The organism is Geomonas agri (assembly GCF_020179605.1).
GTDB classification, from domain to species: Bacteria; Desulfobacterota; Desulfuromonadia; order Geobacterales; family Geobacteraceae; genus Geomonas; species Geomonas agri.
Genome location: NZ_JAINZO010000002.1, coordinates 1,585,572 through 1,599,377, shown reverse-complemented (window position 1 = coordinate 1,599,377; position 13,806 = coordinate 1,585,572). Strand labels below are relative to the sequence as shown.

Here is a 13,806-nt window from a genome sequence, read left to right as displayed (position 1 = left end):
GGTGCCAGAAGTGTGGCAAGAAACTGCCCCTGAGCGGAGACAACTCCAAAGGGTGCGGCTGCAGTTAAAAAGAAAGGGGGCTCAAGCGAGCCCCCTTTTTCCGTTTACCCTCCGGCCGTTTCAGACCGGCTGCACCGGCACGGGCGCCCCGTCGCCCGCCGCGTCGCCCGTGTGTGTCTCCCTTACTCCCGCCTCGCCTACCCCGGCAGTATCGGGTACCAGCTGAAGCCGCTCCCGCTCCTCGCGCAGCACCTCGAGCAGCCGCTCCTCGGAGAGCGGGCGGTGATAATAGTACCCCTGCAACTCGTCGCATCCCCGGTGCGCCAGGTACTCCGCCTGGTCTAGGGTCTCCACCCCCTCGGCGATCACGTGCAGTTCCATCGCCTTAGCGATGCCGATGATGGCGTCCACGATGGCGCGCTGGTCGGGGAGGTCGCAGACATTCTTTATGAAGGCGCGGTCGATCTTCAGGTGGTCGATAGGGAAGTTCTTCAGGTACTGCAGTGACGAATAACCGGTGCCGAAATCATCGATGCCGATGGAAACGTTGAGTCCCTTCAGGTGCCAGAGCTTTGCAGCCGTCTCCTCGACGTCCTTGATCAGGCAGGTCTCGGTGAGTTCCAGCTCGAGCAGGGCGAGGTCCACGCCGCTTTGCTCCGCCGCCTCCTCAACCATCCGGCACAGCTCGCTGCGCATGAAGTGACACCCCGAGACGTTGACCGACATCCTGATCGGCAGGCACCCTGCATCGAGCCACTGCCGCAGCTTGGTGCAGGCGGTCTTCAGCACCCACTCTCCCAGCGGTACGATGATGCCGGTGGCCTCCGCGAGCGGGATGAAGGAATCCGGCATCACCCGCCCTCTTTCCGGGCTCATCCAGCGCACCAGCGCCTCCACCGCGGCGACCCTGCCGGTGCGGGCATCCATGATGGGCTGGTATTCCAGGAAGAACTCCTCCCGCTCCAGCGCCCTCCAGAGGTCCGACTCGAGCCGCGTCCGCTCTTGCAGCTTCTGGTTCATCTGGGCGCTGTAGAAGCAGAATTCGACGCCCGGCTTCTTGGCGTTGTACATGGCAATGTCAGCGTTCTTGAGCAGTGTCTCGGGCGTGGTGCCGTCGCCGGGGTAGACCGAGATGCCGATGCTGGCCCCCACGTAGACCTCGCGGCCGCCGACCTCGTAAACCGGGTTGAGCTTCCTGAGCAGGTTTTGAGCGATGCAACTGGCGTTGTCCTCGGTGTCCAGGGTCGCCACCACCACGAATTCGTCCCCACCAAGCCTTGCCAGGGTGTCCTTCTTGCGCACCGAACTCTTCAGGCGCCGGGCCACCTCGATGAGGATCTGGTCTCCCGCTTCATGCCCCATGGTATCGTTGATCGGCTTGAAGCCATTCAGGTCGAAGAAGAGCGTCGCCATCTTGATCCCGTCGCGTTGGGCACTGCCGATGGTATGCTCCATCCGGTCCAGCAGCATGCGCCGGTTCAACAGCCCGGTCAGGCTGTCGTAGTAGGCAAGGTTCTCCAGCTGTTCTGCGCTGCGCTTCTTCTCGGTGACGTCCTCCAGGAGGGTCGCCACCATCCCGTCCCCCATGGGGAATGCGTTCACGATGAAGACCCGCCCTGCAGCTTCCTGGGCCAGTTCCAGGATCACCTCGGCCGGTGTCCCCTGGAGCGCCTCCCGCACCGGCGCGAAAAGCCCCCCTTGCAGGTCCAGGATGCCCTTGCCAATGTCGTCCCGTTCGAAACCGAAGACGGAGACCGCGGCCGGGTTGATGTCCATCAGAACCAGGTCGGTTTCGGTGTCGCTGACGGGGACGCTCCGGAATAGCGCCAGCCCCTCGTTGAGGGACTCGTACACCGAGCGGTACTTCTCCTCACTTTGTTTGAGGCTGCGATAGGCACTCTCGACGGCCCGCAGTGGCACAGTACGCAGCCGAAAAAAGGCAAAGCCCGCGGCGAGAGCCCCCAGGCAGAAGAGCAGCGCGGTCACCATGAGGGTCGGGGCCAGCGACCGTGACACCACCAGGTTGGCCACCCTGTGTCCGGCATCGTGCACGGGGAAAGATCGGGAAAGAAGCGGCGGCAACACCTTGTCCAAACTCTCGGCAATTACCTGCCCCTTCAGGTTGTACAGGACCCGCTTTTCAGCGGTGTCCGTGGAGCGGCGCGACAACAGCTCCTTCAGGCGCAGCTCCTCGAACTCCCACATCTTCGGGTTCGCCACCACCAGCGCCCCCACCACGCGGGCGTTGATCTCCCCCTCCGTTTCGATGACTCCCGTCATGTGCGAGAAAGCCATCACGAAGTAGATCGCGGCTGGCACCACGGTCAGCACCGTGGCGAGAATACCCGCGGTCAGGGTAGTGCTGCGGCGTATGGACTGACTGTGTCTGATCATTTCGCCCCGGTGACGAGCAGACCGTATTTAGCGGAAAGTGCCCGTCCTTTCTTGGACTCCAAAAACTTGATGAACTTGGCAACCGCTGCAGGGGCGTCCTTCCGGGTCACCAACTGCATCTCCTTGACGAAACGGTATTTGCCCGAAGCGAGGGTTGCGACGCTGGGCTGCACGCCGTCCAACTTCAGGACGTTGACTGAGTTGGGCTCGAACAGTGCCAGCGACAGCGACATGACAGCCACAGCCCCTTCCGTCTTTTTGACGAGTTCGAACCCCTCGTTATCCGTGATGCCGACCAGCATGTCCTTCCGGGCCTGCGCGGCGCTGACTCCCCGGTCCATCTCCAGCGACATGGCGCGGGTCAGCTTGGTGTCGACGTCCTCGTTGGGGCGCAGCACCACCCGGACCGTCTCTCCGCCGGGCCACTTGGCGTTGCTACCGGCATACATCGCCGCCAGTTCGTGGAGGTTCACACCGCTTGCCCGAACGTGGCGATTGGCGAGCACTGCAAAAGGAGCCTGTCCCCACTGCTGCTGGACCAGCCCCTCGGCGATTTCTGCAGGCTTCAGCGGCCGGCCGGAGATGGCGAGATCCAGCGCGTTGCGGGATAACGCCTTGATCGCTGCGGAACTCCCGAGGCTCTTCTCCATTTCGATGACGATGCCGCGGTTCTCCTTCTGAAACGCTGCCGCCAGCGGTTTAACAACCACAAGGCCTGCCCCGGTGCCGTTGATCCTGATCGTTTCCGCTGCGGAAGAACTCGGGGGGGAAGCAAGCGTGGCAAGGACGGCCATGACGACAAATGCTGCCTTGACGAAAGATGCCATGGTTGTGCTCCTGTCAAATCAATCGAAAAGGGGAACCTGCGCGGGGAACAAGGAGGTGGCGAAACGGCCACCGTTAACCCTACTACTTTATCGGTTTTTTGGATGTGATCTCAAGCACGTTATCGGTAAAAGCGAAGGGGGCGGGCTACAGGAGGGAGGTTGGTACTACGGGGGAAGCAACCAGGAGGGAGCTAGAGCAGGAAGTCGACCACCAGCCCCTTGATCTTGATGATCTGGGCCACGATGCGGATGTGATCTTTCTGCTCCCGCATCACCAGGTGGTAGAGGAGATCGGCTTCCTTGTCGATGACGGAGATCACCTCGTGGCTGCGCCCGGTTACCCCGCCGCTCAGCATCTCGATGCGGTAGGCCTCGGCGGAGACCTTCCTGGCCATGGTGCCGATCAGCTCGCGGAAGACCTTGAAGTTGGCGATGGTCGGTTCCTGCTCCAGCACGTCCCCCGCCTTGTCGATCTCATCCTTTAAGCGCTGCAGCTCGCCTTCGTACTCGGTGCTCGACTTGGCGATGGCGGCGAGCCGGCCGGCAAAGAGGGGTGCGCTGGTACCGGCGACGCTCTTGGGAGCCGTCCCCTTCTCCTTCTTGGCTATGCTGAGGGAATCCGACTTTTCGTTGATACGCATGCGCTGGCACCGTCGCCCTTTTGGGGCGGAACTAAAAAGGCCCCGAACGGATTCGGGGCCGGATCAAGGCTCGGAACGGAAGTTAGTTCTTGACCACGTTGGCGGCCTGCGGGCCCTTGGCACCCTGGACCACGTCAAAGCTTACCGAGTCTCCCTCGGCCAGGGACTTGAAGCCGTCCCCCTGGATGGCGGAGAAGTGCACGAAGACGTCCGCGCCGTTCTCCTGCTCGATGAAGCCAAACCCCTTAGCGTCGTTGAACCATTTCACCACACCGTTTGCCATTGCTTTTTCTCCTGTACTGCTCGTTGTCTGATCAGGGCGGCCGGTGTCCCGGCCGCCCCTCTTGGCGTCGTTAGACGCGTTATTCGCTATTACACGTTTACATTAAGCGTGTCAAGGCTTCTCCGGCTGCCTTGCGACGCCTCTGCCGTGCCGCCTGCCGGACTAAGCGCTGGCCACGGGCTGCTGCAAGGCGTCACTTTGCTTTCCCGCCGCGGCACCCTTGGCCTGTGCGGCCGCCTGCGCGTTGAGCGTGGCGTGTGCGGCAGCCAGGCGCGCGATGGGCACCCGGAATGGGGAGCAGGAAACGTAGTCGAGCCCGACCGAGTCGCAGAAGATGACCGAGGCCGGGTCGCCGCCGTGCTCGCCGCAGATGCCGAGCTTGATGTTGGGGCGGGTTGCGCGCCCCTTCTCGCACCCCATCCTTACCAGGGCGCCGACGCCGTTTTGGTCCAGGGTGACGAACGGGTCGTCCTCGAGGATGCCGTTCTCCACGTAGAAGGGGAGGAACTTGCCGGCGTCGTCGCGGGACAGGCCGAAGGTGGTCTGGGTCAGGTCGTTGGTGCCGAAGGAGAAGAAATCGGCCTCGGTGGCGATGCTGTCCGCGGTGATGGCGGCGCGCGGCAGCTCGATCATGGTGCCGATCAGGTAGTCGACCTTGACGCCATAGCGCTTCTGGGTTTCCTCGCACACGGCGACCGCGTTGGCGCGCATGATGGCGAGCTCCTTGGTGACCGCGACCAGCGGGATCATGATCTCGGGGACGATCTGGAACCCTTCATCCTTGACCAGCTCGCAGGCGGCCTCCATGATGGCCTGGACCTGCATGTCGTAGATCTCGGGGAAGGTAACGCCGAGACGGCAGCCGCGGTGGCCGAGCATCGGGTTGAACTCGTGCAGGAATTCCACCTTGTGCTTCAGGGTCTGCACCGAGACACCCATGGTGGCGGAGAGGGCCTCGATGTCCTTGTCCTCCTGGGGGAGGAACTCGTGCAGCGGCGGGTCGAGGAGGCGAATGGTGACCGGCAGCCCCTTCATCTCGCGGAAGAGCCCCTTGAAGTCGCCCTTCTGCATGGGGAGGATCTTGGCGAGCGCCTTCTTCCTACCCTCGAGGTCGGCGGAAAGGATCATCTCGCGTACCGCAGCGATGCGGTCCGCCTCGAAGAACATGTGCTCGGTACGGCACAGGCCGATACCCTCGGCGCCGAAGTCGCGGGCGGTCTTGGCGTCGTGCGGGGTGTCGGCGTTGGCGCGCACCTTCATCCTGCGGAACTTGTCCACCCAGCCCATGACGGTGGCGAAGTCGCCGCCCACGCCGGCCGCGACCATGGGGACGGCGCCCTTCATCACTTCGCCGGTGGAGCCGTCCAGGGTGATGACGTCACCCTTCTTGATCACGGTGCCGTCCTTGGCCACGAACTGGCCGCCGTGGTAGTCGACCTTGATGTCGCCGCAGCCGGCCACGCAGCACTTGCCCATGCCACGGGCAACCACCGCCGCGTGCGAGGTCATGCCGCCGCGGGCGGTGAGGATGCCCTGGGCGGCGTGCATGCCGTGGATGTCCTCAGGGGAAGTTTCGACGCGCACCAGGATGACCTTGTGGCCGAGCTTCGCTGCGCTCTCCGCCTCGTCAGCGGTGAAGACCACTTCGCCGGAAGCGGCACCCGGGGAGGCCGGGAGGCCCTTGGCGATCACGGTCTTGGGTGCCTTGGGGTCGAGGGAGGGGTGCAGCAGCTGGTCGAGCTGGTTCGGCGCCACGCGCAGCACGGCGGTCTTCTCGTCGATCAGCTTCTCCGCCACCATGTCCACGGCGATCTTCAGGGCCGCCTTTGCGGTCCTCTTGCCGCTTCTGCACTGCAGCATGTAGAGGATGCCCTTCTCGATGGTGAACTCGATGTCCTGCATATCCTTGTAGTGGCGCTCCAGGATCTCGCGGATCTGCACCAGTTGCTGGTAGCACTCGGGGAGCACCTCCTCCATGGATGGGAGGTCGCCCGGCTTGTACTTGGCGCGGTTGATCGGCTGCGGGGTGCGGATGCCGGCCACGACGTCCTCGCCCTGGGCATTGACCAGGTACTCGCCGTAGAAGTAGTTCTCGCCGGTGGAGGGGTCGCGGGTGAAGGCGACGCCGGTGGCGCAGTCGTCACCCATGTTGCCGAACACCATGGACTGCACGTTGACCGCGGTGCCCCACTCGGCCGGGATGTTGTTGAGTTTTCTGTAGGTGATGGCGCGCTGGTTCATCCAGGAGCCGAACACAGCGCCGATGGCGCCCCAAAGCTGCTCTTTCGGGTCCTCGGGGAAGTCGACGCCCAAGGTGGCCTTGATCTTCGCCTTGAACTCGCCGACGAGCTCCTTCCAGTCGGACGCCTTGAGGTCGGTGTCGAGGTGCACGCCGCGGGCCTCTTTCTTACGCTCCAGGAGGTGCTCCAGCTCGTCCTTGTGCATCCCCATGACCACGTCGGAGTACATCTGCACGAAGCGGCGGTAGGCGTCGTAGGCGAAGCGCTCGTCGCCGGACTGGGCGATGATACCCTCCACCGTGGTGTCGTTCAGGCCCAGGTTGAGGATGGTGTCCATCATGCCCGGCATGGAGGCGCGGGCGCCGGAGCGGACCGAGACCAGGAGGGGGTTTTTGGCGTCGCCGAACTTCTTGCCCATGAGCCCCTCGACGCGGGCCAGGTTCGCCTCAACCTCGGCGGCCAGCGCGGCGGGGTACTGCTGGTTGTTCTTGTAGTACTCCGTGCAGACTTCCGTGGTGATGGTGAAGCCGGCCGGAACCGGAAGACCGATGGCGGTCATTTCGGCGAGGTTGGCCCCCTTACCACCCAGAAGTTCCTTCATCTTGGCGTTGCCGTCAGCCTTGCCCGCGCCAAAAAAGTAGACGTACTGCGTTCCCATGTGCACCCTCCTTAGACGTTGTTAATAAATTTGGAGCTTAAAGTATACACATAAACCGAAAAAGGCAAACAGCCGCCGGGAGTTGCACCCGGTCGGCTGTTTACGTGAGCGTCAGATTTTGCTGGGTTTCGCCGCGGCGGCCTGTTCCAGGGTGCTGCATCCCGGGTTCAGCTGTCGCAGTCGTTTCATGCTGACAACCTCGCGAAGTCGGCGAGGCTTCCGAAGAGGCGCGCGATCGAGGTCAAAAGCGCCAGGCGGTTCTGGCGCACCTTCTCATCTTCCGCCATGACCATGACCTTGTCGAAGAACTGGTCGACGGCAGGCTTGAGCGTCGCGATCTCGGTGAGGGCGGCAAGGTAGTCGGCGCCGGCAAGGGCCGCGTCAACCTTCTGCTTCACCTGCTGTTGCGCCTCGTAGAGTGCCCCTTCGGCCGGCTCCTGGAACAGGCTTGCCGCTACCGGCGTGTCCACCCCTTCCTTGACGATGTTGCCGACGCGCTTGAAAGCGCCGGCAAGTGCTGCGAAGTCGTCACGCTTCCTGAACTCCGCGAGCGCCTGGATCTTGGCGGCCGCCTCGACCAGGTCGTCGAAGGAAACGGAGACCACGGCGTCCACAACGTCGGACGGGTAGCGGTCCGCCATCAGGTTCACGAAACGGCCGCGGAAGAAGTCGAGCACGTCCTGATAGACCTGCTCCACGGGGCGGGTCGCCTTGCCGGCCAAGAGGTCCAGGGACGCCTTGATCAGCCCGGAGAGCGGCTCGTGGTACTTCTTGTCGAGGATGATGTTGATGATGCCCAGGGCCGAGCGGCGCAGGGCGTAGGGGTCGGCGGAGCCGGTGGGGATGAGCCCCACGCTGAAGCAGCCGCAGATGGTGTCGGTCTTGTCCGCCAGCGACACGAAGGCGCCTATGTCGGAAGCAGGGAGTTCGCCACCGGCCTGGGTCGGCATGTAGTGCTCGGCGATGGCGTTGGCGACCGCCGCGTCCTCGCCGTCATGCAGGGCGTACTCGCGCCCCATGATCCCCTGGACCTCGGGGAACTCGCCCACCATGCCGGAGACGAGGTCCGCCTTGCACAGCGTGGCGGCACGGGCGGCCTTGTCGGCGACTGCCGGGTTGTGGCGCTGTGCCAGTCCCTTGGCCAGTTCGCGGAAGCGCTCCATCTTCTCGTAGGAGGTACCGAGCTTCGCCTGGTAGACCACACTCTTCAGGCTCTCGACGCGGGACTCGAGCTTCACCTTGTGGTCCTCGTCGAAGAAGAAGCGGGCGTCGGAGAGGCGGGCACGGAGCACGCGCTCGTTCCCCTTCACCACCACCTGCGGGTCCTCGGTCAGGGTGTTGTTGATGGTGATGAAACCCGGGAGCAGTTTGCCCTGGTCGTCGACCAGCGAGAAGTAGCGCTGGTGCTCACGCATGGAGGTGATGAGCACCTCGCGCGGTACCACCAGGAAGTCCGGGGAGAAGGTGCCGTGCACCGCGGAGGGGTACTCCACCAGGAAGGAGACCTGCTCGAGGAGCGCCTCGTCGGGGAGCACGTTCCCCTTGGCCTGGCGGGCCACCCGGTCGATCTCCTGGCGGATGATGGCCTTTCTCTTCTCGGGATCCGGGATCACGAAGTGGCGCTCGCACTCCTCCAGGTAGTGGGCCAGGTCGCGCACCGGGAAGGTGGTGTTGGCCATGAAGCGGTGGCCGCGCGAGGCGGAGCCGCTTTCGATGTTACCGAAGGCGAAGGGAACCACGGTGCCGCCGTAGAGCGCCACGATCCAGTGGATGGGGCGGGCGAAGCGGACGTCGAAGTCGGCCCAGCGCATGGACTTCTTGAAGGGGATGTTGCCGATCAGGCGCGGCAGCATCTCGGGGAGGAGTTCGGCGGTGTCGCGGCCGACCTCGCTCTTCACCGCGGCGAGGTACTCGCCCTTGGGGGTCATCACGACCTTCAGGTCGGCGACGTCCACGCCCTGGCCGCGGGCGAAGCCCTGGGCGGCCTTGGTCGGGTTGCCGTCGGCATCGTAGGCGGCGCTTTTGGCCGGCCCCATGGCGGTCAGTTCCGCGTCGGGCTGGCGCTCGGCGATACCCTTCACCGCCAGCACCAGGCGGCGCGGGGTACCCAGGGTGGTGATCTCGGCGAACTCGATGCGGGCCGTCTCCAGCTCACGCTTCATGAGGGCTTCCATGTCGGCCATCGCCTTGGGGACGAAGCCGGCCGGAATCTCCTCGCAACCTATCTCAAGGAAAAGATCCTTAGCCATTAGCGACCTCCTTTCAGGAGCGGGAAGCCGAGCCGCTCGCGCATCTGCAGGTATCCTTCCGCGCACAGGCGTGCCACGTTCCTCACCTTGCCGATGTAGGAGGCGCGCTCGGTGACCGAGATGGCGCCGCGGGCGTCCAGGAGGTTGAAGGTATGGGAGCATTTCATGACGTAGTCGTAGGCCGGAAGCACCAGCCCCTTCTCGACCAGGCGGACACACTCCTTCTCGTACATCTTGAAGAGGGAGAGCAGCATGTCGACGTCAGCCTCCTCGAAGTTGTAGGTGGAGAACTCGACCTCGCTCTCGTGGTGGATGTCGCCGTACTTGACCCCCTTGACCCACTCCAGGTCGTAGACGTTGTCCACGCCCTGCAGGTACATGGCGATCCGCTCGCAGCCGTAGGTGATCTCGGAGGAGATCGGTTTCAGGTCGATGCCGCCCGCCTGCTGAAAGTAGGTAAACTGGGTGATCTCCATGCCGTCCAGCCAGACTTCCCAGCCAAGGCCCCAGGCGCCCAGAGTCGGGGATTCCCAGTCGTCCTCGACGAAGCGGATGTCGTGCTTGTTCGGGTCGATGCCGAAAGCGCGCAGGGAGTCGAGGTAGAGGTCCAGGATGTTCATGGGCGAGGGCTTCATGATCACCTGGAACTGGTAGTAGTGCTGCAGGCGGTTCGGGTTCTCGCCGTAGCGCCCGTCGGTGGGACGCCGCGAGGGCTCTACGTAGGCCACTTTCCACGGCTCGGGCCCGAGCACGCGCAGGAAGGTGGCCGGGTTGAAGGTACCCGCCCCTTTTTCCGTATCATAGGGTTGCTGGATTACGCACCCCTGTCCCGCCCAATACCCCTGCAGGGAGAGGATCAGATCCTGAAATGTCAACACGCCGCCTCCGATCAAATCGTTATTTCAAGTGGTGCAGCTTTCTGAATAAAAAAGTTTACTGTATCCAAACAGTTAGGCTCGCCAGATTACAACAGCGCACACGGCGCTGTCAAGGAATATCACCCGCAAAAACGGGAAAAACCGGCGTGCGGCGGGGACTCCCGGGAGAGGCACCGGACCCCGGGTGGGGAAAAAAGCGGTATATTCTTCTGTTTACCGGCCGCCCTTGGAACGGTAAACTTAGCGAAGGGGTGATTCACATGAGTACGACAGGGGAGATCGTCATATTAGGATCGGGTTCCACCGCCTTCGCAGCGGCCTTGCGGGCCAAGGAGCGAGGTGCGCGGTCCATCATGATCGAGCGGAGCGTCCTTGGGGGAACCTGCATCAACTGGGGCTGCATCCCGTCCAAGACCCTGATCCACTGCGCCCTGTTCCGGCACGAGGCCGAACTGGGTGAGCGGCTGGGGCTCGGGGTCAGGCGCGACGGCGTCGACTACACCACTTTGGACGGGCACAAGTTCGCGGTGGTACAGGAACTCAGACAGAAGAAATACCTGGACGTGCTGGCGCAGCTCCCTGAACTTTCACTGATCAAGGGGAAGGCGGTCTTCATCGCGCCGGGCAAGGTGCAGGTGGAAGACCAGGTCATCGAAAGCGACCACATCCTGATCGCCACGGGCGGACACCCGCGCGTCCCGAAGATCCCTGGGCTTGAGCACACTCCGCACCTGACCAGCAAGAGCGCCCTCCTGTTGAAGACCCTGCCGCAGTCGCTCACCGTCATCGGCGGCGGCGTCATTGCGCTGGAGCTGGGGCAGATGTTCCACCGGCTCGGGGTCCCGGTTACTATCCTGGAGAACGGCCCCCGTGTGCTTCCGGCTGTGGAACCGGAACCGGCGCTGGCGCTGCAGCGCGTGCTGGAGGCAGAAGGTATTAGGGTGGTGGTGGGTGCTGCCGTTTGCTCGGTGGCACGCGACGGGGCAGGAGTCCGGGTCGAGGCGCTGATTGACGGCGAGCCGCGTGAGTTCTGCTCCCAGCAGCTGCTGCTGGCTGTGGGAACCGCCCCGGCCACCGAGGGGATCGGCCTTGAGCAGGCCGGGGTGGAGTTGGACCCGCGCGGCTTCATCAAGGTGGACGGCGAGATGCGCACCTCGGCGCCGGGTATCTGGGCGGCCGGCGACGTTACCGGCGGTATGCAGATCGCAACGGTTGGGGCGCGCGAGGGGATCGCCGCGGTGGACAATATGCTGGAGGCGGGATGCCACTGCGAGCTTGATTACCAGAGCCTCCCCATGGCCATCTTCACCGACCCCGAGGTGGCCATGGTGGGATACGGCGAGGAAGCGGCCCGGCAGGCCGGCTTCGACGTGGAGTGCCAGTGCATTCCCGCCTCCGCCATCCCCAAGGCTCACGTCACCGGCGCGCTGGACGGCGCGGTGAAGATCGTCGCCGACCGCGTCACCGACCGCATCCTCGGCGTCCACGTCTGCCTGCATCGCGGCGCCGACATCATCAACGAGGCGGCCCTCGCCATCCGCTGCCGCATGACCGTCACGGAGCTCGCCGACACCCTGCACGTCTACCCGTCCATGGGCGAGGGACTGCGCCTGTGCGCCCAGGCCTTCAACCGCGACCTGACCCAACTCTCCTGCTGCGCCGAGTAACTCCGCATCTGCGATGTACCACGTCGAAGCAATGGCACATCCGCTAACCCGCTTCGCTCACGCCGGTGCCGAGATAACCACGCAGGATGCCATGGCACCGCGTAGCCGACGGCCACTGGCAGTGCCGTTGCCGCGCAGGTACTGCTCAAACGAGTGGTCATGGGTGCTGAGGTGACGGAGCACAAGATCACGCAACTCGCGCAGGGCATCCAGGCTGTGGCGAGAACGGGACCATCGCCAGCAAAGGCTGGCGATGGTCGTGCAAAGCAGATGATGATCCTGTTCGTGCTCCACCCACTCAGGGTATCCGATCTCGCGCATAGCCCTGTTTTCCGACTCGGCTAGGTCAAGGGTGTTGGCAAGAAGATGCTGGAGCCCCTTTCCGACTTTTTGCATCTGGCCATGGTCGGTGTCGGTGAGCAGACGGTCCAGCACGGCCACGACCTTCACGTACCTGCTGTCGTGTCCGCACTCCAGATCCTGGCGCTGCGGCCAATCCTGTTCGTTCACGCTTACCGTCACCATTTGCCCACCGATGCGCGACGCCATCACCAGGTACCCCTCTACAATAGGTCGAAGGTCTTGCTCAGCTTCAACTCGATCCGGAACCCCTCGGAGGGGGTATTCGCCTCGTACCACCGCGCCATCGGGAACATGGCCGCCAAGCCTGCCGCGAACCCAGCCGGCCGGTACTTGAAGGCCATCTTGGGCCCCGCATACCATTCGTTCTTCGAATCGCCCTGGCTCGTGCCGTTCTTCTCGCTCTTGCCGTTCCAGTCAAACTGGGATTCCGCCCCCATGTCGAAGTAATTGTTCACCGCGTAGCCCCAGGCGGTCGTACTCCGCACGTAGGTAGGCTTACGGTAGTCGTGAGCGCCTTCCGTGAAGGTGTAGACATGAACCTCCTGGTCGATGCGGTGCGAGCCTGTCGAATAGGTGAGGCCGACGGCGCCGCCGGTGCCCCACGCACCGTTGCCGACGAAGTCGACGCTCTTGCTGCTGACATCCGTCGTCGGTACCACGAGGCCGACGTCCACCGCCAGGTCAAACGGTGCGCCCTTCGCCTGGTTCAAGAGCACCTTGTGCAGTGCGATCGCCGTATCGCCGATCCACCCGAGATGCTCTCCTGTTCCAGTCACCTTGTTCTTTTTGTAAACATCGTAGATGGGGGTCGCAGTGCGAACGTCGAGCCCCTCAATGATGCCGTAGCGCAATTTCACCACCCCGACATTCTTCGACAGCCTGACATTTTCGTTTACTTCGCTCCCCCCGTTACGGACGCCGTCGGTCGCGCAGTATTGATAGTTCAGAAGGACACCAAGTTTTCCCACCGGGAAACCGGTACCGCCAGGACCGAAGGCGGAGATGGTGGGGCCGAAGGGCTGGGGGGCGGCAGGGGTATCGGCACCCCAGGAAAGGCCCGCGCAGGTGCAAAGTGCCGCGAGGGAAAGCGGGAGGATACGCTTGCTGAATTTCATGGCTTGCTCCTTTGATCTGTGTCGCGTCGGTTGCTTACCGAATCGCGGTGAATGAGACATTGTCCTGCGGATAAGGCACCAGCCTGATGCCTGCCTCTTTCGCCCTGGTCACCCCGCCATCGACATTGGTAACGGAGGTGAAGCCGTGCTGCGCGAGGTACCGACTGACCTTGTCCGAACGATTGCCTGTCCTGCAGATGATGGCGATCCTTTCGTTCGATGTGACGTATCGCTTCAGCTTCGCCAGAAAGGCGTCGGCATCGTACGTCTTGTCCTCGCGGAAAAAGGTGAGGCCGAGGGCGCCCTTCACGACACCGGTTTCCCGCCACTCTTTTTCCGTGCGGATGTCGATGATTTTCACTCCTGACGAAACGAGCTCGGGCGTCAGGGGGGCGTAGCGGACCTGGCTGGCGGCCGGGGCGGCCAGACTGCTGAGGATCAGAAACGAGACGGTAAGGATCAGTATTCTCATGGTGATATGCCTTTTTGCG

General features: G+C 63.4%; 11 protein-coding genes. 1 reads left to right on the top strand and 10 read right to left on the bottom strand.

Features of this window, described 5'->3' with window-relative positions:
* Positions 1-120: 120 nt before the first annotated feature.
* The 7 genes from K7R21_RS18375 to glyQ all read right to left on the bottom strand — a co-directional run bounded on the left by K7R21_RS18375 (position 121) and on the right by glyQ (position 10,167).
* Complete coding sequence (locus K7R21_RS18375; RefSeq protein WP_224984738.1) at positions 121-2,394, bottom strand: putative bifunctional diguanylate cyclase/phosphodiesterase; 2,274 nt, start codon at positions 2,392-2,394, stop codon at positions 121-123.
* Positions 2,391-3,221 carry a substrate-binding domain-containing protein gene (locus tag K7R21_RS18370; protein ID WP_224984737.1) on the bottom strand — a complete coding sequence of 277 codons (831 nt, stop codon included), beginning with the start codon at positions 3,219-3,221 and terminating at the stop codon, positions 2,391-2,393. Before K7R21_RS18370 ends, K7R21_RS18375 begins: the two co-directional genes overlap by 4 nt.
* A gap of 191 nt (positions 3,222-3,412) precedes the next feature.
* Entirely contained in the window at positions 3,413-3,862 is a 450-nt protein-coding gene (locus tag K7R21_RS18365; RefSeq protein ID WP_224984736.1) for a YaaR family protein, read from the bottom strand.
* A gap of 82 nt (positions 3,863-3,944) precedes the next feature.
* Positions 3,945-4,145 carry a cold-shock protein gene (locus tag K7R21_RS18360; RefSeq protein WP_183345604.1) on the bottom strand — a complete coding sequence of 67 codons (201 nt, stop codon included), beginning with the start codon at positions 4,143-4,145 and terminating at the stop codon, positions 3,945-3,947.
* A gap of 162 nt (positions 4,146-4,307) precedes the next feature.
* The gene (gene ppdK / locus K7R21_RS18355) at positions 4,308-7,043 is read right to left on the bottom strand and encodes a pyruvate, phosphate dikinase (protein WP_224984735.1); all 2,736 of its coding nucleotides are present in this window, start codon (positions 7,041-7,043) and stop codon (positions 4,308-4,310) included.
* 185 nt (positions 7,044-7,228) lie between these two features.
* On the bottom strand, positions 7,229-9,292 hold the full coding sequence (gene glyS, locus K7R21_RS18350) for a glycine--tRNA ligase subunit beta (protein WP_224984734.1): 2,064 nt from the start codon (positions 9,290-9,292) through the stop codon (positions 7,229-7,231).
* Positions 9,292-10,167 (bottom strand): glycine--tRNA ligase subunit alpha, encoded by an 876-nt coding sequence (gene glyQ / locus K7R21_RS18345; RefSeq protein ID WP_215906716.1) that lies wholly within the window; start codon positions 10,165-10,167, stop codon positions 9,292-9,294. The genes glyS and glyQ overlap by 1 nt, the downstream gene beginning before the upstream one ends.
* A 263-nt stretch (positions 10,168-10,430) precedes the next feature.
* Between glyQ and merA the strand changes: the two genes are divergently transcribed.
* Positions 10,431-11,837 (top strand): mercury(II) reductase, encoded by a 1,407-nt coding sequence (merA, locus tag K7R21_RS18340; protein WP_224984733.1) that lies wholly within the window; start codon positions 10,431-10,433, stop codon positions 11,835-11,837.
* Between the two features lie 57 nt (positions 11,838-11,894).
* Here merA and K7R21_RS18335 read toward each other — a convergent pair whose 3' ends face one another.
* Genes K7R21_RS18335 through K7R21_RS18325 form a run of 3 tightly spaced genes read right to left on the bottom strand, consistent with a single transcriptional unit; the run spans position 11,895 to position 13,787 of the window.
* Entirely contained in the window at positions 11,895-12,386 is a 492-nt protein-coding gene (locus tag K7R21_RS18335) for a hemerythrin domain-containing protein (RefSeq protein WP_224984732.1), read from the bottom strand.
* A gap of 14 nt (positions 12,387-12,400) precedes the next feature.
* Positions 12,401-13,315, bottom strand: a complete 915-nt coding sequence (locus K7R21_RS18330; protein WP_224984731.1) for a transporter — start codon at positions 13,313-13,315, stop codon at positions 12,401-12,403.
* A 34-nt stretch (positions 13,316-13,349) separates the two neighbouring features.
* Positions 13,350-13,787 (bottom strand): rhodanese-like domain-containing protein, encoded by a 438-nt coding sequence (locus K7R21_RS18325; RefSeq protein ID WP_224984730.1) that lies wholly within the window; start codon positions 13,785-13,787, stop codon positions 13,350-13,352.
* Between the last annotated feature and the right edge of the window lie 19 nt (positions 13,788-13,806).